Genomic DNA, 22437 nt, shown 5'->3' with positions numbered 1-22437 from the left:
GCTGACCTTCCGGGCCGAGGATCAGCAGGGGGAGCGGACCGTGGCCGACCACCTCGCGACCGACCAGGCCGACGGGGGCCGTCTCCCCACCGGCACCGTGACCTTCCTGTTCACCGACATCGCGGGGTCCACGCAGCTCCTGCGGCGGGACCGGCAGGCCTACGCGACCGTCCTGGCGGACCACCAGCGCCTGCTGCGGGCCGCCGTCGCCGAGCACGGCGGCCACGAGGTGGACACGCAGGGCGACTCCTTCTTCGTGGCCTTCCCGACCACCGGCCAGGCCGTGGCCGCGGCGGCGCGCGCTCAGCGTGCCCTGGCGGCCCACCGGTGGCCCGACGGGCTGCGCGTACGGCTGCGCATGGGCCTGCACACCGGCGAGGCCGGCGTCGTCGCGCACGGCTACGTCGGGCTGGCCGTGCACCACGCCGCGCGGATCGCCGCGGCCGCGTCCGGCGGCCAGGTCCTGCTGTCCCAGGCGGCCGCCGCCCTTGTCGGCGACGAGCTGCCGGCCGGGCTGGCCCTGCGCAGCCTCGGCGAGCACCGGCTCAAGGACTTCCCGCAGCCCGCCCCGCTCTACCAGCTCGACATCGCCGGCCTGCCGACCCGGTTCCCGCCGCTGCGGACGGGACCGGCGGACGACCACGCGGCCCCCGCGTCGGTCCCCCGCCGGGTGTGGAAGGCGCCGGCCCGCAACCCGCACTTCACCGGCCGGGACGGCATGCTGGCCGAGCTGCGCCGGCGGCTGCGCACCGGGGAGACGACGCTGGTCGTGCAGGCCCTCTACGGGCTGGGCGGCGTGGGGAAGACCCAGCTGGCGCTCGAGTACGCCCACCGGTTCGCAGCCGACTACGACCTGGTGTGGTGGATCGACGCGCAGCAGGCGGTGCTGGTCCCGGACCAGCTCACCGCGCTGGCCGCCCGGCTGGACCTGCCGGTCGGGCCGACCGTGCCCGACACCGTCGACCGGCTGCTCGACGAGCTGCGCGACCGGGACCGGTGGCTGCTGGTCTTCGACAACGTCGAGCGGCCGGCCGACGTCGCCGGCTACCGGCCCGGCGGAGCCGGGCACGTGCTGATCACCTCCCGCTCGCCCGGCTGGGGCGCCCTCGGCGGCCGGATGGAGGTCGACGTGCTCACCCGCGCCGAGACGGTCGGCCTGCTGCAGGCGCGGCTCCCGGGCCTGGACGGCGAGCTGGCCGACGAGCTCGCCGCGGAACTGGGCGACCTGCCGCTGGCCGCCGCCCAGGCGGCCGGCTACCTGGAGCAGACCGACCTCCCGCCGGCGGACTACCTGCGCCGCTTCCGCACCCGCCGCGCCACCCTGCTCGGCAAGGGCGAGGTGGTCGGCTACGACGGGCGGCTCGACACCACCTGGACGCTGTCCCTGGAGCGGCTGCGCGACCAGGACCCGGCCGCGGTGGCGCTGCTGGAGCTGGCCTCCTTCCTCGCCCCCGAACCCGTCCCGCTGACCTTGATCGGCGAGCACCCCGAGGTCGTCGACGAGCCGCTGCGCAGCGCCGCCGCCGATCCCGACGCGCTGGCCGACACCGTCGGCGCGCTGGTCGGCTACTCCCTCGCCCGCCGCCACACCGACGGCTTCGAGCTGCACCGGCTGGTCCAGGCGGTGGTCCGGCACCGGCTCCCGGACGACCGGCAGCGGGCGAGGATCCACGACGCGGTCGCCCTCCTGGCCGCCGCCCTCCCGGGCGACCCGGAGGACCAGAGCACCTGGACCGCCTACGCCCGGCTCGGTGCCCACGTCCTCGCCGTCGCCCGGCAGGCCGACGGGTCTCCCGCCGGCCGGCGGATGGTCCTCGACACGGCCCGCTACCTGCACGCCCGAGGGGACACGCACGCCTGCCGGGCGGTCTGCGAGGAGTTGCTGGACCGCTGGCGATCGGTCCTCGGCCCCGACGACCCGGACACGCTGACCGCCGCGGGCACCCTGGTCCTCACCCTGTACGTGCTGGGCGAGCAGGAGTCGGCCGTCGTCCCCCTGGGCGAGGACACGCTGCGACGCTGCCACCGGGTGCTCGGGCCCGAGCACCCGGTCACCCTGCTGACCGCGACGAACCTCGCCGGCGCCCGGATCACGTTCGGGAACGTGGAGCAGGCGCACGCCCTCGGCGAGGAGACCGAGCACCGGTGCCGGCGGGTGCTCGGCCCCGATCACCCCACCTCGCTCCTGGCGACGGCCCTGCTGGGCGTCGCCAGGATCACGATGGGTGAGGTGGAGCGGGCCCGCGGTCTCGGCGAGGACGCCCTGCAGCGGTGCCACCGGGTGCTCGGCCCCGACCACCCGACCTCGCTGCTGACAGCCGCCGCCCTGACCCTGGCCCAGCTGGCCGACGGCGAGGCGGAGCGGGCCTGCGCCCTGGGCCAGGACACCCTGGAGCGGTGCCGGCGGGTGCTCGGCGCCGACCACGGCATCACCCTGCAGGCGGGCGCCCCCCTGCCGCTCGCACTGGTCCAGCTCGGGGAGGTGGAGCGGGCCCGCGCCCTGGCGCAGGACGGCTGGGAGCGCTGCTCGCGGGTGCTCGGTCCCGATCACCCCGTCACCCTGCTGACGGGCTCCGCCCTCATCCTCCCCCGGCTGCTGGGGGGCGAGGCGGACCAGGCCCGCGCCCTGGGCCAGGACGTCTGGGAGCGGTGCCGGCGGGTGCTCGGCGCCGACCACGCCATCACCCTGTCGGCGGGCGCCGCCCTCCCCCTGGTCCTGGCCCAGCTGGGCGAGACGGAGCAGGCCCGCGCCCTCGGGGCGGACATCCTGCCGCGCTGCCGGCGCGTGCTCGGACCGAAGCACCCGATCACGGTGTTCCTGACCGACGTCGTCCGAGCCCTCTGAACCGGCACCCCGGCCCGGGTGCCGCCGGAGGCGAGGACGCCTGCACGTGCGCGGCGGCGACCATCCGTGCCACCGTCGAGCCGACCCGTTCCGCCGAGCGCGCAGAGAGGACAGCCGATGACCGGACCGCTCGACGAGGCCACCGCCCGGCGGTGGCTGGCCGTCGCCGTGGAGGAGGCGCGCGCCGGCCGCGCCGAGGGCGGCATCCCGATCGGCGCCGCCCTCGTCGGCCCCGACGGCACCGTGCTCGGGCGCGGGCACAACCGCCGGGTGCAGGACGACGACCCCTCGGTGCACGGCGAGACCGACGCCTTCCGCGCCGCCGGCCGCCAGCGCACCTACCGCGGCACCACGATGGTCACCACCCTCTCGCCGTGCTGGTACTGCAGCGGCCTGGTGCGCCAGTTCGGCATCTCCCGGCTGGTGGTCGGCGAGGCCCGCACCTTCTCCGGCGGGCACGACTGGCTGGCCGAGCACGGGGTCGAGGTGCTCGTCCTCGACGAGCCGGAGTGCATCGGGCTCATGGAGGAGTTCATCGCCGCGCACCCCGCCCTCTGGAACGAGGACATCGGCGAGGACGACGACGAGGAGGAGGCGCAGCGATGAGCAGCAGGACCACCCCCGAGGCCCCGTCCCCCGCTGCCGAGGTCGACCCCGACTACCCGATCGAGCCCGTCCCGCGGCACGCCAGCAGGTCGCTGTTCTCCGTCGCCGTCGTCCTGCTGGGGTTCACCTTCTTCACCCCCACCATGCTGGCCGGCGCGCAGATCGGCGCCGCCTTCGAGGTGACCTCGCTGATCTGGGTGCTGCTGCTCGGCAGCGCCGTCCTCGGCGTGTACGTCGGCGTCATCGGCGGCATCGGCGCCCGCACCCGGCTGACCACCGTGATGATGTGCCGCTACACGCTCGGGCACGTCGGGGCGAAGTTCGCCTCGCTGCTGCTGGGCGGCACCCAGGTGGGCTGGTACGGGGTCACCGTCGCCACCCTGGCCGGGCTCACCGCGAGCGCGTTCGACTGGACCGGCCGCGGCACCGAGATCGTGCTCATGGTGGCCGGCGGCGCGGTCATGGGCGTCACCGCCTACTACGGCTACAAGGGCATGTACGCGCTGTCGGTGGTGTCGGTGCCGCTGATGCTCGTGCTCGCCGGCTGGGTCACCTGGCGCTCGCTCGACGAGGTGGGCGGCTGGAGCGGCCTGACCGCGATCGAGCCGGCGGGGACGATGTCGCTGGCCGCCGCCGTCACGATCATCGTCGGCACCTTCGCCTCGGGCGGCACCCAGGCGCCGAACTGGACCCGCTTCGCCCGCACCCCGTCGGCCGGCTTCTGGGCCTGCATCGTGGCCTTCCTCGTCGGCGAGCTGCTGATGCTCGGCTTCGGGGCGATCGGGGCGCTGGCCTTCGGCGAGGGCGACTTCGTGCTCGTCCTCTACCAGCTGGGCCTGGTGGGCTGGGGGCTGGTCTTCCTGGTCGCCAACCTGTGGACCACCAACGACAACACCGCCTACAACTTCGGCGTCGCCGGGGCGGAGATCGCCAACTCGCGCTCCAAGAAGCCGTTCGTCGTCGGCGGCGTGGTCATCGGCACCCTGCTGGCGATCACCGGCATCTACGACAACCTCGTCGAGTACCTGGTGTGGCTCGGCATCCTCATCCCGCCGCTCGGCGGGGTGGTCATCGGCGACTTCCTGGCCCGCTGGCGGCACGGCATGCCCGGTACGTCGGCGCTCCCGGCCGTCGAGTGGCGCAACCTCGCCGCCTACGCGGCTGCCGCGGTCGCCGCGTGGTGGAGCAACGAGGCGGAGTGGTTCATCCCGCCGGTGGTCGGTGCCGTGGTCGCGCTGGTCGGCGTCGTCGCCGTGCAGTGGGGACGGCGTCCCACGCTCGATCCCGCGGCGGCGTGAGCGGCGCGGCGGTCACGCCGCGGCCACCGCCACGCACCCGCGCCCGGCGCGCTTGGCGTCGTAGAGCGCGGCGTCGGCGGCCGAGTAGAGCGTGTGCAGGCTGTCCACGTGCCGCGGCAGGTGCGCCACGCCGAGGCTGATCGACAGCGGCAGCCGGGTGCCGTCGGGCAGCGCCACGGGGGCCGCGCGGACCGCCGCGAGCAGCGCCTCGGCCCGGCGCTCCGCGGCCTCGGCGGAGCACCCGGGCAGCAGCACGGCCAGCTCGTCGCCGCCCAGGCGGGAGAGGACGGCGTCGTCGGCGCGCACCTGCTCGCGCAGCACGCGGGCCAGGTGGACGAGCACCTCGTCGCCGGCCGGGTGGCCGTGCCGGTCGTTGATCGTCTTGAACGAGTCGACGTCGATGAGCAGCAGCGCCGTCCCGGAACCCCGCCGGCGGGCGCTGGTGTGCAGGGCGTCCTCGAAGACCCGGCGGTTCACCAGGCCGGTCAGCGAGTCGACCCGCGCCTGCGACTCCAGCGCGGCGACCAGCCGCTCCTGCCGCGCCCCGGCCCGGACGAGCACGGTGGCGAGCAGGATGAGCACGCCGCCGAAGAAGACGAGGTTCTCCAGCGCCGCCCCCACGGGGAGCAGGAGCAGGAGCGTCCCGGCGTCGGCCACCAGCGTGGTGGCGGTGACCAGGACGGCGCCCGCGGGTTTGAGGTGCGACGCCGCCCAGATCACCGGCAGGGCGAGGAAGGACTGCGCCGCCGCCGAGGTGTCGTGGGTGAGCAGGCCCAGGCAGCACCCGAGCAGGACGCCGCCCACCGACATCAGCGCGCCCGCCGCCGCGCGGTCCAGCCGCTCGGGCGGCACCACCCGGTGGACGACCGCGGTCAGCGCGAGGACGGCGACCACCGCCCAGGAGACCGCCCGGGCGAGCGGGGTCTGCACCGAGTGCTCGAGCAGCGTCCACGCCGCGATCGCCACGGTGGCCAGCACGAGGATCTGGGCCGCGCTGCGGGCGGCCGACTGCGGGTCGCGCGCCCGGATGTGCCGCAGGAAGCCCGTGCCGGGGGTGTCCGGGAGAGCGCGCACGATGAGTCAGGCTAACGGACCCGGCCGCGAAATCCCAGGTCAGCGGAGCGGCCGTGACCCCACCCCGTGTCGGACGGCGGTGGTCTCCGGCCGGCGCGATGCCACCTCGAGTCGACACCCGCGGGCACGCTCGCCGCCGCCGGCGGCCCTCAGCCGCGGTCCTGCAGCCAGCGCAGGACGGCGAGGACGCGGCGGTTGTCGTCGCCGGCCATCTCCAGGCCGAGCTTGGCGAAGATGTTGTTGATGTGCTTGCCCACGGCCTTCTCGGTGACCACCAGGGCCGCGGCGATGCCGGCGTTCGACCGGCCCTGCGCCATCAGCTCCAGCACCTCCCGCTCCCGCGGGGTCAGCGCGTCGGTGGCCCGGCGCCGGTCGGCCGCGGCGAGCACCGCCGACACCACCTGCGGGTCGAGCACCGTGCCGCCGCCGGCCACCGCGTGCACGGCAGCGACGAACGAGCGGACGTCGCTCACCCGGTCCTTGAGCAGGTAGCCCACCGCCCCCTCGCCCGACGCCATCAGCTCGCGGGCGTAGAGCTGCTCGACCCACTGGCTGAGCACCAGCACCGGGAACGCCGGCCGCGCCCTGCGCAGCTCCACCGCCGCCACCAGCCCCTCGGTGGTGTGCGTGGGCGGCAGCCGCACGTCGAGGATCGCGACGTCGGCCCCGTCCAGCCGCTCGGCCAGCCCGAGCGCGTCGGGCAGCGCGACCACCTCGAGGTCGTGCGCCTCGAGGATGCGGGTCAGGCCGTCCCGGAGGAGGGCGTTGTCCTCGACGACGACAGCGCGCACGGCACCTCCACCTCCACGCTCGTCGGCCCACCGGGCGGGCTGGTCACGGTCAGCGTGCCGTCGAAGGCGTCGACCCGGCGGGCCACCCCGGCCAGGCCGGTGCCGGCGGCCGGGTCGGCTCCCCCGCGGCCGTCGTCGCCGACCACCGCGCGCAGCACGCCGCCGTCGTGCGAGAGCCGCACCCAGGCGCGGGTCGCGCCGCTGTGCTTGACCACGTTGGCCAGCGCCTCGGCGACGGCGAAGTAGACCGCGCTCTCCACCGGCGCCGGGGCCCGGCCGGGCAGCGCTGCCGACACCGTCACCGGGACGGCGACGTCGAGCGCCAGCGCCTCCACCGCGCCGGCCAGCCCGCGGTCGGCGAGCACCGGCGGGTGCATCCCCCGCACCACGCTGCGCAGGTCCTCCAGCGCCGTGGTGGCGCCCAGCCGCGCCTCGGCGAGCAGCTCCTCCGCGGCGTCGGGGTCGCGGCGCAGCAGCACCTCGGCCAGCCCGAGGTTCATGCCGAGCGAGGCGATCCGGGCCTGGACGCCGTCGTGCAGGTCGCGCTCGATGCGCCGCAGCTCGGCGGCGGCGGAGTCGACGGTGGCCGCGCGGGAGGCGGTCACCCGCTCGACCTCGCGCTCCAGCTCGGCGGCCGGCGACCAGCCGAGCACGTGCGCGCCGGCCAGGAACCGCGGTCGCACCAGGAGCGGCGTGAGCAGCCACCACAGCCCGGCCGCCGGCCCCGCCAGCAGCCACATCCACCACCAGCCGCCGCCGAGCACGAACGGCGCGGCCAGGTACCAGAACGGCAGGACGGTGAGGCCCACGACGGCCGCCGACATCGCCAGGCCGCCGGTGCCGTCGTAGGCGAGGAACGAGTAGTCGCGCCAGCGGGTGCTGTCGCGCGCCCAGGCGCCGAGCCGCCGCACCGGGTCCCGCGGTGCCGGCGCGTACCGCGCGGTCAGCTCGTGGCCCAGCACCCGGCCGGTCACCCGCCGCTGCACCCGCGTGACGACGGCGAGCAGCGGCACCAGGCCGAGCAGCAGCACGCCGCCGACCACCGCCGGCGTCGTTCCGATCGCGGCGGTCGTGACGAGGAAGAGCAGCAGCGAGCCGATCGACCCGAGCAGCGAGAGCAGCGCGAGCCCGGCCAGCCGCAGGCGCTGCCGGAACGCGGCGCCGTCCACCGGCAGCAGACCGGGGAAGGCGATCCCGTCGGCGGCAGGGGCGTCCACGGCCAGAGCGTCCCACCGCCGGGCGGGCGGTGGGACGCCTTGGGCCTGCGGGCTCACACCGGCGAGGGGCGCAGCACCGGCCCGGCGACCGCCCGCCGGGTGGCGGCCACCGCCGTCCCCAGGGCGACGGCGACGGCGACCGCGGCGACGCCGAGGAACAGCCACGGGCTGGTGGGCAGCCAGCCGTCGGTCTTGGCCACGCTGTACGGGATCACCGTGCCCAGCGACGCCAGCCCGCCGAGGACCAGCGCGGCCACCAGCAGGACGGCGGACTCGGCGCCGGCCGTGGTGACCAGCTCGGCGCGGGTGACCCCGGCCAGCCGCTGCTGGGTGAACTCGCGCCGCCGGTCGGCCACCGCCGCCACCGTGCCGTTGACCACCATGATCGCGGCGAAGACGGCGATCATCCCGACGACCAGGTAGTTGATCAGGCCGACCGTGTCGCCGGTGAGGCTGTCGGCGGTCGTGCTGTTCTCGATCTGCATCAGGTAGAGCGTCCCGGTCGCCGGCCCGACGAAGACCAGCAGCGGCACCAGGACACCGGCCAGGTCGTGCGCCCGCCGCCGGGCGTGCTGGACGGCCAGGTACCCGGGGACGTCGGGGACGGCCAGCCGCACCAGCGGCGCGCTCACCGCGGCCACCGCCCGGAGCAGCAGCGGGGCGAACAGCGCCAGCCCGACCGACCAGTAGATCGACGCCGGCCCGGCCGTCTGCATCGCGGCGAACGGGTCACTGCTGCGCGCGGTGACGGTGAGCGTCAGGACGGTGAAGGTGATCCCGGCGGAGACGAACACGCTGCCGGCGACGATCCGCCACGCGCCCAGCCGCTCGCGGCGGGTGCGGCTGCCCGTGAGCGCGTCCTGGGCCGAGCCGCGGGTGGCCGACCGCGCGGCGAGCACCCCGGCGAGGGCGCAGGCGAGCAGCACCGCCCCGAGCGCCGAGGTGAGCGTCAGCCAGCCGAGCGCGTGCGCGACGCCGTCCGCCACCAGGCCGCCCTCCTGCAGGAGGTCGAGCACCACCCGGCCGAGCAGCCAGCCGGGCAGCACGCCGACCGCCGCGGACGCGACCGCGATCGTCATCGACTCGGCCAGCACCATCCGGCGCACCTGGCCGCGGGTGGTGCCGATCGTGCGCATCAGCGCGAACTCCTCGGCCCGCCGGCGCACGGTGAGCGCCAGCATCGAGGCCACCGAGAACAGCACGATGACCGTGCCCCAGCCGCCGACCACCGACGCGATGGTCACCAGCGTCTCCCGGTCGACGGCGCTGACGCCGTCGGCCAGCCCGGTCTCGAGCAGGGTCAGAAAGGAGGTCAGCACCGCGGTGCCGAGCAGCACCGACAGCGCGGTGGCGACGAACGCCGTCCGGCGGGAGAGCAGCGAGCGCCACGCGAGGCCGGTCACCGGGCCACCGCCGTCCCGCCCACGGCGGCGAGCTCGCCGAGGTGGGCGAGCTGACCGGCGACGGCGTCGGGGGTCGGCTGGGCCATCGTGCCGACGATCCGGCCGTCGGCGAGGAAGACGACCTCGTCGGCGGTGGCCGCGGCGACCGGGTCGTGGGTGACCATGACGACCGTCTGGCCGCGCAGGTCGGCGGCGGCGCGCAGCAGCGCGAGCACCTCGCGGGCGGCGGCGCTGTCGAGCGCGCCGGTGGGCTCGTCGGCGAAGAGGACGGCGGGCTGGGTGATCAGCGCGCGGGCGATCGCGACCCGCTGCTGCTGGCCGCCGGAGAGCTCGGCCGGCAGCCGCCGCTCGTGGTCCTCGAGCCCGACCGCGGCGAGCGCCTGGGCCACCCGTGTGCGGTCGGGGCGCCGGCCGGCCAGGCGCAGCGGCAGCTCCACGTTCTGCTGCGCGGTCAGGTAGGGCAGCAGGTTGAGGCCCTGGAAGACGAAGCCCAGCTCCTCCCGGCGGAAGCGGGTCAGCTGGTCCTCGTCGAGAGCGGTCAGCGGCAGCCCCTGCACGGTGACGGTGCCCTCGGTGGGGCGGTCCAGCCCGGCCGCGCAGTTGAGCAGCGTCGACTTGCCCGAGCCCGAAGGGCCCATGACGGCGGTGAAGCTGCCGGGCACCAGCCTCAGGTCGACGCCGTCGAGGGCCCGCACCTCGGTGCCCGGGCGGCCGTAGACCCTGGTGACGCCGCTGAGCTCCAGCGCTGCGCGTGCGTTCGTCATCTCGTCGTTCCTCTCGTCCGCGGGCGGTGCGGGGGGCACCGCCCGGGGACGACGCTAGGAACGCCGCGGGCGCCGGGACATGGCACTGACCAGCCTCTTCGGGGTGGGGAAAAGCCCACCGCGCTCAGGGGCGGTAGGGCGGCGCGACCCCCCAGCCCCACCGCGGCACCGGCGCGTGCTCGACGACGTCGGTCGCGTCGCCCGAGTTGTGCACGGCCAGCCGGGTCCCCCACTCGGCGTAACCCATCAGCGCGGCGCGGAACTCGGGGTCGTCGGGCAGCGCCACCTCGTCGGCGGCCCGGGACAGCAGCGTGACGAACCGCAGCCGCTGCTCGCCGCTGATGTGCAGGCCGCGGTGCTTGCCGAGCATGTGCTCGTAGCCCCCGAGCGCGGCGGTGTACTCGGCCGGGCCGCCCATCACCTCGCACCACCACGTGACCACGTCGCGGCGGTGCTGCTCGCTGACGCGGCCGCCGAACACCGGCGCCAGCAGGTCGTCGGCCTCGACCAGGTCGTAGAAGCGGCCGAGCCAGCGCTCGAAGGCGGGCCGGCCGCCGGCCCACTCGTAGATGGTCGGGTCGTCCGTCGCCATCGGGCCAGGATGGCCCCGGACCCCGCCCGGGCGACACGGGGTCGCTCCTCGCGGCGCGACCGCTCAGCCCACCGGCGCCGGGGTCCGCTCCGGCCGCGGCGACGGCGCGCCCTCCACCGTGACGTGCGGCAGCGCGCGGTCCAGCCACCGCGGCAGCCACCAGTTCGCCCGGCCCAGCAGCTCCATCGCCGCGGGCACCAGCACCAGCCGCACCAGGGTGGCGTCGACGAGCACCGCCGCCGCCAGGCCGAAGCCGAACAGCTGCAGCTCCCGCGCCGAGCCGAGCACGAAGCTGCCGAAGACGCAGATCATGATCGCCGCCGCCGCGGTGATCACCCGCGCCGTCCGGGCCAGGCCGGTGGCCACCGCCGCGGCGTCGTCGCCGGTGCGGTCGTACTCCTCGCGGATCCGGGAGAGCAGGAAGACCTCGTAGTCCATGGACAGCCCGAACACGATGGCGACCAGCATCATCGGCACCCACGCCTCGATCGGCGCCACGCCCTCGACGCCGAGGGCGTCGGCCGCCCAGCCCCACTGGAACACCGCCACCAGCACCCCGAAGGCCGCCCCGATCGACAGCAGGTTCACCACCACCGCCTTGAGGGCCACCAGCAGCCCGCGGAAGACGACGGTGAGCAGCACGAACGACAGGCCCAGGACGACGGCGAGGAACAGCGGCAACCGCTCGGCGGTGTAGTCGGCGAAGTCGACCGCCGCCGGCTGCGCGCCGCCGATCGCCACCTCCACGTCGCCGTCCACGGCCGCCGGCACCACGTCCTCGCGCAGCCGGTGCACCAGGTCGGTGGTCGCCTCGTCGCGCGGCGCCGACGTCGGCACGACCTGCAGCACGGCCGTGGCGCCGTCGGCCGAGAGCACCGGGGGGCTCACCGCGGCCACGCCCGGGTCGTCGGCGAGGTCGCCGGCGAGGTCGGCGGCGGCCGCGCCGGCGTCGGAGCCGGCGACCGCCACCACGAACGGGCCGTTCACCCCCGGCCCGAAGCCCTCGGCGAGCAGGTCGTACGCGCGCCGGGCGGTGCTGTCCTCCGGCAGCGTGCCGGCGTCGCTGAAGCCGAGCCGCAGGTCGAGCACCGGCAGCGCCAGGACGACGAGCGCCGCCAGCGCACCGGCGACGCCGAGCACCGGCCGGCGCTGCACCACGCGCGCCCAGCGCTCCGCCGTCCGGCCCGAGCCGTCACCGGCGCGGCCCAGCCGCCGCCGGCCGCCGCGCACGCGGTCGATCCGCCCGCCGACCAGCCCGAGCAGCGCCGGCAGCAGGGTGACCGCGCCCAGCATGGTCACCAGCACCGACGCCGCGATGCCGAGCGCCACCCCGGTGATCAGCTCCATGCCCATGAGCACCAGGCCGAGCGAGGCGATCACCACCGTCGTCCCGGCGAAGAGCACCGACCGGCCGGCCGTGTGCTGCGCCAGCGCGACGGCGTCGGCCACCGGCACGCCCGTGCGCAGCGCCTCGCGGAAGCGGGTCACCACCAGCAGCGAGTAGTCGATGCCGACGCCGATCGCGATCATCCCGGCCGCGGCGCCGGCGAAGCCGGGCACGTCGATCCCGTGCGCGGCCAACCCGATCACCGCGATGCCGCACGCGGCGCCGAGCACGCCCACGACCAGCGGCAGCAGCATCGCGAGGAACGAGCCGAACGCCACCAGCAGGATCACCGCGGCGGCCAGCACGCCGATCACCTCGGCCGGCGGGCCGCCGGCCTCGTCCTCGTCGAGCGCCAGCCCGACCTCCACCTGCAGGCCCGGCACGTCGACGTCGGCGCGCAGCGCGTCGAGCGCGTCGGCCGCCCCGGTCAGCTCGGCCGGATCGCGCTGCGGCAGGTCGACCTGCAGGTAGGCGGTCTCGCCGCCGGGCGCCACCTGCCGCTCCCCGCCGGGCTCGAAGGGGCTCGTCACCTCCGCGCCGGGCACCTCGGCCTCGATCGCGGCGGCGAGGTCGCCGGCGGCCGCCCGCACCGCCGGGGTGTCCACGCCCTCCGGGTCGTGCAGCACCACCTGCGCCTGCGTGCCCGAGCGGGCCGCGAACCCCGCGTCGGCGAGCAGGTCGGCGGCGCGCTGGCTCTCCGAGCCGGGCAGCGCGAAGTCGTCGCTGGTCGGCCCGGCGACCGCGCCGGACAGCACCGACAGGACGACGACGGCGAGCAGCCAGGCCCCGGTGACCTTCCACCGGGACCGCACGCAGAAGCGGGCGAGGGACGCGAGCACGGGGAGCTCCTGACGGGCGAGGGGCGACGACGCCCCCGGACGCTAGGAACCGGCCGCGCCGCCGTCGTCCGCCCGCGGACCCGACCGCGGTACGCACCTCGACGTAGCGCGCGGCGGGCAGATACGCCCGTGCGCGGACGCCGCGGCGCGCCCCGACGCCCTAGCCTCGCCGCATGAGCTGGCGCCCCGGACGCGTCGACGTCGCCCTCGCCGCCGCCGCGGTGCTGCCGTCGTGGGCGGCGCTGGCCGCCCACCTGGAGGCGGAGGCCCGCCCCGACGACGTGTGGGCCTGGCTGCTGCTGGCCACGCTCGCCCTGCCGATGCTGTTCCTGCGGCACCGGCCGGTGCTCGCGCTGGCGCTCACCTGGGCCCTCGTCTGGACCTACTACCTCCTCGGCTACTCCGCCATCGGCCTGGTCGTGCCGCTGGCCCCGGCGCTGTACTCGGTCGCCGAGGCCGGCCGGTGGCGCACCGGCGCCGCGGTCGGCGGCGGGCTGCTGTTCCTCTCCACCTGGTACCGGCTGGTCGAGCCCTCCCCCGGCGACGACGCCGGCATGGTGCTCGGCTACGACCTAGTCCTCTCCGGGGCGCTGCTGGCCGCCGTCCTCGCCCTCGGCGACGCGCTGCACACCCGCCGCCGGCTGCGGGCCGAGACCGCCGAGCGGCTGCGGCAGGAGGCCGAGGAGCGCGTCGCCGAGGAGCGGATGCGCATCGCCCGCGACGTGCACGACTCCCTCGGGCACGCCGTCGCCGTGGTCACCCTGCACGCCGCGGTCGCCACCGAGGCCCTCGACGACGACCCCGCCGCCGCCCGGCGGGCGCTGGCGACCATCCGCGACGTCAGCCGCGACGTGCTGGCCGACCTGCGCGGCACCGTCGGCCTGCTGCGCACCCCCGACGCCGCGGCCGACCGGCGGGTCGCCGGGCTGGCCGACGTCCCGGAGCTGGTGGCGGCCACCGCGGCCACCGGCCTGGACGTGCGGCTGGCGGTCGAGGGCGACCCGCGGCCGCTGCCGGCGGCGGTCGAGGCCACCGCGCACCGGGTGGTGCAGGAGGCGCTGACCAACGTCCTGCGGCACGCGCACGCCGGCTCGGCCACGGTCACCGTGGCGCACGGGGAGCACGACCTGACCGTCCGGGTGGAGGACGACGGCCGCGGCGCCGCCGGCACCGCGGCCGGCCACGGCCTGCTCGGCATGCGCGAGCGGGTGGCGCTGCTCGGCGGCCGGCTGCGTGCCGGCGACCGGCCCGGCGGCGGCTTCGCGGTGAGCGCCGTGCTGCCGGTGGCCGCCGACCGGGTGCGGACCCCGGCGTGATCCGCGTCCTCGTCGTCGACGACCAGCCGCTGGTGCGCGCCGGCGTCCGCGCGGTGCTCGAGCGCGGCGACGGGCTCGAGGTCGCCGGGGAGGCCGGCGACGGGCGGGCCGCCCTCGACCGGCTGCGGTCGGCGCCCGTGGACGTCGTCCTCATGGACCTGCGGATGCCGGTCGTGGACGGCATCGAGGCGACCCGGCGGATCGTCGCCGACCCCGCCCTCGAGGGCACCGCCGTGCTGGCGCTGACCACCTTCGACGACGACGAGCTCGTCTTCGGCGCGCTGCGCGCCGGGGCCTGCGGCTTCCTGCTCAAGGACACCGAGCCGGACGCGCTGCGCCGCGCGGTGCGCGCCGCGGCCGCCGGCGAGGCGGTGCTCGACCCGGCGGTCACCCGCAGCGTGCTCACCGCCGCGCTGCAGGCCCCGCCCCCGGCGGACGGCAGGCTGCTCGGGCAGCTCACCGAGCGCGAGCGCGAGGTGCTCGCCGCCGTCGCCCGGGGGCTGTCCAACGAGGAGGTGGGCCGCGCGCTGCACATGAGCCCGGCCACCGCCCGCACCCACGTCGGCCGGCTGCTCACCAAGCTCGCCGCCCGCGACCGCGCCCAGCTGGTGGCGATCGCCTGGCAGGCCGGCGCCGTGCCGCGTCAGGCGTAGGCGTAGGTCCACAGCACCGCGCGGTAGCCGTCCTCGTAGGGCTCGGCCACGGTGCCGGCCAGCAGCAGCGCGCCGTCGACCACCGTCGCGGCGGCCACCCCGCCGTCCCCGGCCAGGATCTGCGGCTCGCCGACCTCCCCGCCGTCCAGGTCGACCGCGAGCAGGAACGGCTCCGGGCGGTCGGTGTCCTCGCCGCCGGAGCCGACGAGGAACGCCACCCCGGCCGCCGGGTCGACCGCCAGGTCGCGGTACTCGCCCTGCGGGACGGCCGCGTCGTCGTCGGGCACCCGCGCGAGCCGCACCGCCTCCGCCGCGCCCGGCTGCAGCGCGCGCAGCTCGAGGCCGCCGCCGCCGGCGAGCAGCACGTACAGCACCCCGTCCGGTGCCACCGCGGCCATCCGGGTGTCCCCGGGCAGGACGACGGGCTCCCCCGGCTGCCCGGAGAGGTCGGCCGGCAGCCGCACCACCCGCGTCCGCCCGCCGTCGGCCAGGAAGAGCACCAGCTCGCCGCCGTCCGCGCCGAGCACCCAGGCGGCCGGCGGGGCGTCCAGCTCGAACCGGGCCTCCACCGCGCCGGTCGCGGGGTCCAGGCGCACGAACGCCGGCCCGCCGTCGGCCGGGTCGACCAGCGCGACGACGTCCTGCCCGTCCGGGGCCAGGACGGCGGGGACGTCGGCGTACTCGTCCTCCAGCAGCAGCGGCGGGTCGACCGGCCGCGTCGTGAGCGGCTCCACCTCGTCCGGGTCGCCGCCCGGCGGCACGACCCCGACGTGCAGCGCGGTGCCGTCGGTGTCCTTGGTGAGCAGCGCGACCGAGCCGTCGTCGCGCACCACCGCGGCCAGGCCGTCGCCGGTCAGGTGGCCCTGCGCGACCACCTCCCCGTCGCGCACCCGCGTGACCGCCGTGTCGTGGTAGCCGCCGGAGAAGACGACCCACGTGCCGTCGCCGGCCACGGCGACGTCGTCGGCGTAGCTGAGCGGGGAACCGCCCCACGGCTGCTCGGGGACGCTGACGTCGATCTCGCGCAGCTCACCGGGGGCTCCGTAGGCGCCGCCGGGGGTGCAGGCCGCGGCGAGGACCAGGGCGGCGACCAGCACGAGCGCCTTCACGGGACGCTCCAGAGCACGGCTCGCCGCTCGCCCCCGTCGTCTTCGGCGACGCCGGCGACGAGCAGCCGGTCGCCGGCGGGCGCGGCCGCCAGCGCGGCGCCGCGCCCGCCGAGCCCGACGGGCTCGGACGTCTCGCCGCGGGCGACGTCGACCAGCGTGTACGTCGGCGTCCGGTCGGCGCCGGTGCGGGCGGCGACCAGCACGTGCGCGCCGTCGCCGTCGACGGCCAGGGCGAAGGCGTCGTCGTACGGCCCGCCGGGCAGCTCGGCGATCCGCACCGGCGTCGACGCGCCGGCCGCGAGCCGGACCAGCACCGGTCCGCCCTCGGCCCCCGGGTCGGCCAGCAGGTACAGCTCGCCGTCCGGTCCGACGGCGGGCGGCGTCACCGGGTGGCCGTCGACCTCGACGGTCGGGGCGCCGGCGTCGCCGAGCTTCGGGCCGAGCCGCCACACCTGCGTGGTCAGGTCCGCCGTCCCGACGACGACGGTGACCGTCGCGCCGTCGTCGGCCACGACGACCCCCGTCGGGTGGGCGCTCCCCGTGCCGAGGACGCGCGAGGCGAGCACCTGCCCCGTGGCGACGTCGACGGCGAGCACCTCCGCCCGCGAGCCCAGGTCGAGGTCGCCGGCCGTGTAGGCCACGTAGAGGGTGTCGCCGTCGGGCGAGAGGGCCGCGGTCACCGGGTGCTCGTCCTCCAGCGCCGGGTCCGGGGTGACCGGCCGGGTCTCGTAGGGGTCGTCCTCGTCGGCGGCGCCGGCCGGCGGCACGACGACGACCAGCAGGTCGGCGTGGCTGTCGTTCTCGGCGACCAGCAGGAACGACCCGTCCGGGTGCGCCAGCACGGCGTGGGCCGTGTCGTCGACGAACGTCTCCTGCGCCACCTCGCCGTCGCGCACCTGCACCAGGCCGGAGTCGTACCGGCCCTGCAGCAGCACACCGGCGGTCCCGTCGGGTGCCACGGCCACGCCGTCGGCCCAGGAGAACCGGTCGAAGGAGACGTCGACGCCGTCGGCGGCGGCCGCGCCGGGGCCGGCGCAGGCCGCGAGCAGCGCCGGCGCGGCGAGGACGGCCAGCGCGCGCCGTCGGGAGGAGGAGCTCACGACCCGTACCCTGCGCGGTCCCGCTTGGACGCCGGTTGCGGAGCGCTTGAACGATGAGCCGGGAGCGCCCGGGCGGTCTGACCGGTCATGACGCGCACCCTCGAGACCCCCGCGGCCACCCTGGCCTACGACGTCCGCGGTCCCCTGCCGACGGCGGACGGGCGCCCGCCGCTGGTGCTGATCGCCGCGCCCATGGACGCCTCCGGGTTCGGCAGCCTGGCCGCGTGCTTCCCCGACCGCACCGTGGTCACCTACGACCCGCGCGGCCTGGGCCGCAGCACGCGGCACGACGGCCGCCCCGAGCACACGCCCGAGCAGAACGCCGACGACGTCCACCGCATCCTCGAGGCGCTGGGCGCCGGGCCGGTGGAGATGTTCGCCAGCAGCGGCGGCGCGGTGAGCGCGCTCGCCCTGGTGACCGCCCACCCCGGCGACGTGCGCACGCTCGTCGCGCACGAGCCGCCCCTGCTGGCCCTGCTCCCCGACGCCGACCGGGCGTTCGCCGCCGAGCGCGACGTGCAGGCGGCCTACCACGAGAAGGGCTGGGGCACCGGCATGGCCGCGTTCATCGCCCTGACCTCGTGGCGGGGCGAGCTCACCGAGGACCACGCCGCCTCCCCCACCCCGGACCCGGCCGCGTTCGGCCTGCCGGCCGACGACGACGGCTCGCGCCAGGACCCGCTGCTGTCGGGGGTCTCCAACGCGATCACCGCCTACCGCCCCGACGTCGCGGCGCTGCGGGCGGCACCGACGCGGATCGTGATCGCGGTCGGCGCCGAGTCCGACGGGCTGCTCACCGGCCGCACGTCCGTGGCGCTGGCCGAGGCGCTGGGCCAGGAGGCGGTGGTGTTCCCCGGCGGCCACGGCGGCTTCCTCGGCGGGGAGTTCGGCCAGCAGGGGCAGCCGGAGGCGTTCGCGGCGCGGCTGCGCGAGGTGCTCGACGAGCGCTGACCGCGGCGCCGCGGTCAGCAGCCGGCGGCGGCGTACCCGGTGACCGCGGGCCACGCCGAGGGCGGCGTCGTCGGCCAGTCGTAGATCGAGACGCCGACCGCGCCCTGCTCGGCCGCGGCCCGCGCCATCGCGGCGTAGTCCTCGGCGGTCTCCTCGACGTCGTAGCCGCCGATCACCGAGACCACCGCGCACGGGTCACCGAGGTGCTGGCGCACCCGCGCGATGTTCTCGGTGACGTACCGGTGGGGGTCGGTGAAGCCCTCCTCCGACCGGTTCGACCAGTACGCCATGGGCAGCCACACGTCGTAGAGGTCGCGCAGCTCGGCCCACGGGAACTGCGGCCAGTAGGCGGTGTTGAGCACGTCGGTGACCACCGGCGGCAGCACGACCGCCCCCAGCTCGACGTCCGGGAGCGCGGCGCGCAGCTGCCGGGACAGCTCGACGAGCGCGGCGTTGCGGGCGGCGACGTCGGTGCCCTCGGTGAACTCGATGTCGACCGCGACCGCGTCGAAGCCCCGCCCGTCCACGCGGAACCCGGCGATCTCGCGCAGCCGCCGCAGGTCGCCGGCGGGGTCGGTGAAGCGCGGCAGGTACCAGGCGACGACCCGCACGTCCCGCGCGTGCGCCCGCCGCAGGAACTCGGCGAGCAGGTCGGTGCTCAGCAGCCCGGGGAACCGGGGGTCGTCGGCGGCCGGTTGCAGGTAGAGGGTCTGCACGCCGGCGTCGGCCATCGCGTCGACGTCGTCGGGGCCGACCGGCGGGGTCTCGCCGGCGAACTCGCGGGTGAACCGGTAGCGCGACAGCCACGTCCCGACCCCGGCGTACGGCGAGGGCCCGGCGTCGGGAGCGGTCGTGGTCGCGGGGGCGGTCGTGGTCGCGGGGGCGGTCGGCGGCGGCGCGAGGGGCACGGTGGCGACGTCGGCGGCCTCCCCGGCCCGGCACGGGCCGCCGCTGCACTCCTCGTGGAGCGCGTCGCCGCGCACCGCCACGACCAGGGCGGCGGTCACCAGGAGGCCGAGCAGCAGGCCGCCGCGCCGACGGGCCGGCCCCCGCGAGTGCGCCCCCATGACCACCCCCACCGCAGCATGGGGCCGGAGCCGGTCCGGCGCCACATGCCCGGCGACGACGCGGGCACGGTCGGCCGGTGGCGGGTCAGGCGCTGGGGCGCGCGCCGCCGATGAAGCCCGACCAGCGCATCGAGGTGATGCGCACGGTCTTGCCGCTCTCGGGGGCCTCCAGGATCTGGTTGCCGCCCAGGTAGATGGCGACGTGGTAGATCGTCGACGGGTTGCTCGTGTTGGTGGCCCAGAAGACGAGGTCACCGCGCTGCAGCTGGCTGCGCGACACCTTGGGCAGGCTCTTGTACTGGGCGCTGCTGTTGCGGGCGATCGAGATGCCGGCCTGGTGGTAGGCGTACCGGGTCAGGCCCGAGCAGTCGAAGCCGACGACGCCGGCGTCCACGCCCCAGCCCATGCTCGGGCCGCTGAGCGACCCGCCGCCCCAGGCGTAGCGCGTGCCGATCCAGCGCGAGGCCGCGGCGATCGCCGTCTCCACGGCGGAGGACGACGGCGCGCCGGCACCCCCGCCGGACGCGGTGCCGCCTCCGCCGCTGCTGCCGCCGGTGCTGCCCGAGCCGCCGGCGCTGCCACCGGTGCTGCCGCCGCCGGAGGGCGCCGGCGCGGGCGCCTCCTCCTCGGCCGCCGCGGCAGCCGCGGCCGCGGCGGCGGCGGCCGCCGCGTCCCGGGCGGCCCGGTCGGCCGCGGTGCGCTGGCCCTCGAGGGTGGAGACGGTCTGCTGCGCGCTGTCGAGCTGCTGCTGCAGCTGGGCCTGCTGCGCCTCGACGGCGGCGGCCTGCTCGCGGGCGCCGGCCTCGAGCGCGGTCGCCTCCGCCAGCTGCGCTTCCGCCTCCTGCTGGAGGGCGTCGGCGGTGGCCAGCGCGGTCTGCGCGACGGCGGCGGCCTCGGTGGCCTGCTGCTCGACGGCGGTCACCCGGGTGAGGACGTCGGAGCGGTGGTCGCCGGCCGCGTCGAGCAGCGCGGCGCGCTCCAGCATCTGCGCCGGGCTGCCGGCGTCGAGCAGGCTGGTGAGCCCGGGGTTGGTGGTGCCGGCCATGTAGCTGTCGCGGGCGAAGGCGGCGACGTCGGAGCGGGCGGCGGAGAGGTCGCCCTGCGCCTGCCGCGCGGCGTCGTCGGCGGCCGCGGCCCGCGCCCGGGCCGCCTCGTGCTCGGCCTGCGTGGCCTGGAACTCGTCGAGCGCGATGTTGGCGGCCGCGTGCGCGGCGTCGACCTGCGCCTGCGCCTGCGCGACCTGCGCGGCGAGCTGGCCGATCTGCGCGGCGGCGGCCTCGGCGGCCTGCCGGGCGGCCTGGATCTCGGCGTCGGACGGGGTGCGCGGCGCCGCGGACGCCACGCCGGCGGCCAGGCCCAGCCCGACCGCGGTGGCCACGACGACGCCGGTGGTCCGGGCGGCCCACCGCGCCGCGGTGCGCCGTCCCTGTCCGCTGCCGATCCGCACCGGGCATCTCCCTCCGTCGTGCGCGATCCGCCTTTCTGCGAATTGCGCCGACAATGGGATCGACCCGATGGGGTGATTCCTTGAGAACTATTTTCTCGCACTTCCGGAATGGCATTCGTCCCCATGTCGACAAGCGGTCGGCGTCATCGCCGTCGGCCCGGGAGCACACCGCCCACCGACGCGGGCCCAGGCCTCTCCCGGCCGGGGCCGGTCCGGCGTAGCGTGCGCGCCACCCGGAGCCGATCCGGCCCCGCGCCGAGGGAGCACCCCAATGGCCGACAAGTCCCCGCACGACGCCCACACCGCCAAGAAGTCGGGCAAGGCGCTGAAGGAGAAGCGCGCCGCGCGCAAGGAGGCCAAGCAGGCCACCGCCGCGGTGGAGCGCCTGCTGCACCCGCGCAAGGCGCCGCGCACCTAGCCCGGGCACCTAGCCGATGGTGTTGGTCATCCCCCGGGGCCCGACGTCGTCGGTGCCGCAGACCGCGCACCGGCGGTAGCGGCCGCCGTCCTCGGTGCTGTGCAGGCGCCAGTCGTGCAGGCGCAGCAGGCGGCAGCGCAGCCGCCGTCCGAACGATGGCATCGGGACCTCCTCCAGCGGTGTGCGGGGACTGCCCAGCGCGGCGCGCAGGAGCCCTGGGCACCGGCCCGCGCGGTCACGGCATCTCGGGGATGCCGGCGACCGGCTCGCGCACGTCGAAGTGGACCAGCGTCGCCCCGCCGGTGGCGAAGTTCGCGAGGTCCGCGCCGGCCGCACGCCCCTCGTTCGACGCCAGCGCCTCCCCCATCGCCTCCTCCGACGCGAAGTCCAGCTCGGCGACCATGTACGGGCCGGGCGCGGCGGGGTCCAGCGGCTGCGGGTGGCCGACGCTCAGCCGGAGCAGGCCCGGCAGTTCCATCGCCAGCGGGGCGTGGGTGACGCGGTAGTAGTCGTCGAAGGCCCCGGGGTCCTCCGGCCGGCCGAAGCTGACGAGCAGTCGGTGCACCATGCGGCCCACCCAAGCAGCGTCAGAAGGTGAGGACCAGCCGGCCGCGGACCCCGCCGCGGGCCAGCAGCCGGTGCGCCTCGGCGGCCTCGGCCGCGGGCAGGGCGCGGTGGACCCGCAGGGTCACGACGCCGTCCTCGGCCTGCTGCCGGAGCCGGTCCAGGGCGGCACGGTCCTGCGCCACCCGCCGCACGAGGGTCGGGAAGAACCGCAGGCCGCGCTCGCCGCCGCCGGGCCCGCGGTAGCCGCGCACGGTCGCCACCGCTCCCCCGTCGCGGACCGCGGGCAGCACGAGCTCGTCCTGCACCGCGCCGTCGGCCAGCCCGTCGACGCCGTCGGGGAACTGCTCGCGGATCCGCGCGGCGACGTCGTCCCCGCGCCGGACGACGACGTCGGCCCCCAGGTCGCGGACGAGCTGCTCGTCGGCCTCCGCGGCGTCGGCGACGACGGTCAGCCCGTCGGCCTTGGCCAGCTGGACGACGTAGCCGCCGTAGGCGCCGGCCGCCCCGGTCACCGCGAGCACCTGCCCCGGCCGCAGCCCCAGGAGGTCGAGCGAGGCGCGCGCCGTCAGCCCGTTCATCGGCAGCGTCGAGGCCTCGACGTCGGTGGCGGTGGCCGGCGCGCGGACGACGGAGTCGGCCGGCAGCACCAGGTCCTCCCGGTAGCCGCCGTGCGCCCCGGTGGGGACGACGACACCCATCACCGGCGCGCCGACCTGCAGGTCGGGGCGGTCGACGCCCTCCCCGACCCCGTCGAGAACGCCCGCCACGTCCATGCCCGGCACCCAGGGCGGGACCGTGACCGGGTCGCGCCCGGCGTAGGCGCCGGCCACCAGGTGGGTGTCGGTCGGGTTGACCGTCGCCGCGGTCACCCGCAGCCGCACCTGCCCCGGGCCGAGCGGCTCCGCCGGCACCTCGACGAGGCGCAGCGCCTCCGGCCCGCCGAACTCGGTCACTCCCGCCGCGCGTCCCATGCCTCCTCTCTACCCCGTCACT

General features: G+C 77.0%; 21 protein-coding genes. 7 read left to right on the top strand and 14 right to left on the bottom strand.

Going from position 1 to position 22437, the window contains the following annotated elements; translation table 11 throughout:
- The first annotated feature begins 40 nt into the window (after positions 1 to 40).
- From fxsT to codB, 3 genes are all read left to right on the top strand, one after another.
- Positions 41 to 2845, top strand: coding sequence for an FxSxx-COOH system tetratricopeptide repeat protein (fxsT, locus tag ACI78S_RS08900; RefSeq protein ID WP_456972313.1), 2805 nt, complete (start codon positions 41 to 43; stop codon positions 2843 to 2845).
- A 117-nt stretch (positions 2846 to 2962) separates the two neighbouring features.
- On the top strand, positions 2963 to 3451 hold the full coding sequence (locus ACI78S_RS08895; protein ID WP_456972311.1) for a nucleoside deaminase: 489 nt from the start codon (positions 2963 to 2965) through the stop codon (positions 3449 to 3451).
- Positions 3448 to 4749 carry a cytosine permease gene (gene codB / locus ACI78S_RS08890; RefSeq protein WP_456972309.1) on the top strand — a complete coding sequence of 434 codons (1302 nt, stop codon included), beginning with the start codon at positions 3448 to 3450 and terminating at the stop codon, positions 4747 to 4749. The genes ACI78S_RS08895 and codB overlap by 4 nt, the downstream gene beginning before the upstream one ends.
- Before the next feature lie 12 nt (positions 4750 to 4761).
- On the opposite strand, the gene ACI78S_RS08885 is transcribed toward codB, so the two are convergent.
- The 7 genes from ACI78S_RS08885 to ACI78S_RS08855 all read right to left on the bottom strand — a co-directional run bounded on the left by ACI78S_RS08885 (position 4762) and on the right by ACI78S_RS08855 (position 12816).
- Positions 4762 to 5823 (bottom strand): GGDEF domain-containing protein, encoded by a 1062-nt coding sequence (locus ACI78S_RS08885; protein WP_456972307.1) that lies wholly within the window; start codon positions 5821 to 5823, stop codon positions 4762 to 4764.
- Between the two features lie 149 nt (positions 5824 to 5972).
- On the bottom strand, positions 5973 to 6614 hold the full coding sequence (locus tag ACI78S_RS08880; RefSeq protein WP_456972305.1) for a LuxR C-terminal-related transcriptional regulator: 642 nt from the start codon (positions 6612 to 6614) through the stop codon (positions 5973 to 5975).
- Entirely contained in the window at positions 6566 to 7831 is a 1266-nt protein-coding gene (locus ACI78S_RS08875; protein ID WP_456972303.1) for a sensor histidine kinase, read from the bottom strand. Before ACI78S_RS08875 ends, ACI78S_RS08880 begins: the two co-directional genes overlap by 49 nt.
- A 53-nt stretch (positions 7832 to 7884) precedes the next feature.
- On the bottom strand, positions 7885 to 9234 hold the full coding sequence (locus tag ACI78S_RS08870; protein ID WP_456972301.1) for an ABC transporter permease: 1350 nt from the start codon (positions 9232 to 9234) through the stop codon (positions 7885 to 7887).
- Complete coding sequence (locus ACI78S_RS08865; RefSeq protein WP_456972299.1) at positions 9231 to 9998, bottom strand: ABC transporter ATP-binding protein; 768 nt, start codon at positions 9996 to 9998, stop codon at positions 9231 to 9233. Before ACI78S_RS08865 ends, ACI78S_RS08870 begins: the two co-directional genes overlap by 4 nt.
- A gap of 124 nt (positions 9999 to 10122) precedes the next feature.
- Entirely contained in the window at positions 10123 to 10590 is a 468-nt protein-coding gene (locus ACI78S_RS08860; protein ID WP_456972297.1) for a group II truncated hemoglobin, read from the bottom strand.
- A gap of 63 nt (positions 10591 to 10653) precedes the next feature.
- Positions 10654 to 12816 carry an MMPL family transporter gene (locus tag ACI78S_RS08855; RefSeq protein ID WP_456972295.1) on the bottom strand — a complete coding sequence of 721 codons (2163 nt, stop codon included), beginning with the start codon at positions 12814 to 12816 and terminating at the stop codon, positions 10654 to 10656.
- Between the two features lie 173 nt (positions 12817 to 12989).
- On the opposite strand from ACI78S_RS08855, the gene ACI78S_RS08850 reads away from it, so the two are divergent.
- Together ACI78S_RS08850 and ACI78S_RS08845 are read left to right on the top strand one after the other, a co-directional pair.
- The gene (locus tag ACI78S_RS08850) at positions 12990 to 14132 is read left to right on the top strand and encodes a sensor histidine kinase (RefSeq protein ID WP_456972293.1); all 1143 of its coding nucleotides are present in this window, start codon (positions 12990 to 12992) and stop codon (positions 14130 to 14132) included.
- Positions 14129 to 14785: a response regulator gene (locus ACI78S_RS08845; RefSeq protein WP_456972291.1), complete on the top strand. Its 657-nt coding sequence runs from the start codon at positions 14129 to 14131 to the stop codon at positions 14783 to 14785. The genes ACI78S_RS08850 and ACI78S_RS08845 overlap by 4 nt, the downstream gene beginning before the upstream one ends.
- Here the strand turns inward: ACI78S_RS08845 and ACI78S_RS08840 are convergent.
- Entirely contained in the window at positions 14776 to 15894 is a 1119-nt protein-coding gene (locus ACI78S_RS08840) for a hypothetical protein (RefSeq protein ID WP_456972289.1), read from the bottom strand. The genes ACI78S_RS08845 and ACI78S_RS08840 overlap by 10 nt on opposite strands.
- The gene (locus tag ACI78S_RS08835) at positions 15891 to 16994 is read right to left on the bottom strand and encodes a hypothetical protein (RefSeq protein WP_456972287.1); all 1104 of its coding nucleotides are present in this window, start codon (positions 16992 to 16994) and stop codon (positions 15891 to 15893) included. The genes ACI78S_RS08840 and ACI78S_RS08835 overlap by 4 nt, the downstream gene beginning before the upstream one ends.
- Before the next feature lie 87 nt (positions 16995 to 17081).
- Between ACI78S_RS08835 and ACI78S_RS08830 the strand changes: the two genes are divergently transcribed.
- Positions 17082 to 17945: an alpha/beta hydrolase gene (locus ACI78S_RS08830; RefSeq protein ID WP_456972285.1), complete on the top strand. Its 864-nt coding sequence runs from the start codon at positions 17082 to 17084 to the stop codon at positions 17943 to 17945.
- 14 nt (positions 17946 to 17959) lie between these two features.
- Here the strand turns inward: ACI78S_RS08830 and ACI78S_RS08825 are convergent, their stop codons facing one another.
- Positions 17960 to 19024, bottom strand: a complete 1065-nt coding sequence (locus tag ACI78S_RS08825) for a hypothetical protein (protein WP_456972283.1) — start codon at positions 19022 to 19024, stop codon at positions 17960 to 17962.
- A 73-nt stretch (positions 19025 to 19097) separates the two neighbouring features.
- A complete protein-coding gene (locus ACI78S_RS08820) occupies positions 19098 to 20459 on the bottom strand; it encodes a C40 family peptidase (RefSeq protein ID WP_456972281.1) in 1362 nt (453 codons plus the stop codon).
- A gap of 271 nt (positions 20460 to 20730) precedes the next feature.
- Between ACI78S_RS08820 and ACI78S_RS08815 the strand changes: the two genes are divergently transcribed.
- Positions 20731 to 20877, top strand: coding sequence for a hypothetical protein (locus ACI78S_RS08815; RefSeq protein WP_456972279.1), 147 nt, complete (start codon positions 20731 to 20733; stop codon positions 20875 to 20877).
- Positions 20878 to 20886: 9 nt separating this feature from the next.
- On the opposite strand, the gene ACI78S_RS08810 is transcribed toward ACI78S_RS08815, so the two are convergent.
- The 3 genes from ACI78S_RS08810 to ACI78S_RS08800 form a co-directional block, all read right to left on the bottom strand.
- Positions 20887 to 21039 carry a hypothetical protein gene (locus ACI78S_RS08810; RefSeq protein ID WP_456972277.1) on the bottom strand — a complete coding sequence of 51 codons (153 nt, stop codon included), beginning with the start codon at positions 21037 to 21039 and terminating at the stop codon, positions 20887 to 20889.
- 73 nt (positions 21040 to 21112) lie between these two features.
- A complete protein-coding gene (locus tag ACI78S_RS08805; RefSeq protein WP_456972276.1) occupies positions 21113 to 21445 on the bottom strand; it encodes an EthD family reductase in 333 nt (110 codons plus the stop codon).
- Positions 21446 to 21464: 19 nt separating this feature from the next.
- On the bottom strand, positions 21465 to 22415 hold the full coding sequence (locus tag ACI78S_RS08800) for an NADP-dependent oxidoreductase (RefSeq protein WP_456972274.1): 951 nt from the start codon (positions 22413 to 22415) through the stop codon (positions 21465 to 21467).
- Positions 22416 to 22437: the final 22 nt, after the last annotated feature.

Source organism: Geodermatophilus sp. SYSU D00815 (assembly GCF_054050035.1).
The sequence above is the reverse complement of the archived record's forward strand: the minus strand, read 5'-3'. Positions and strand labels throughout refer to the sequence as shown.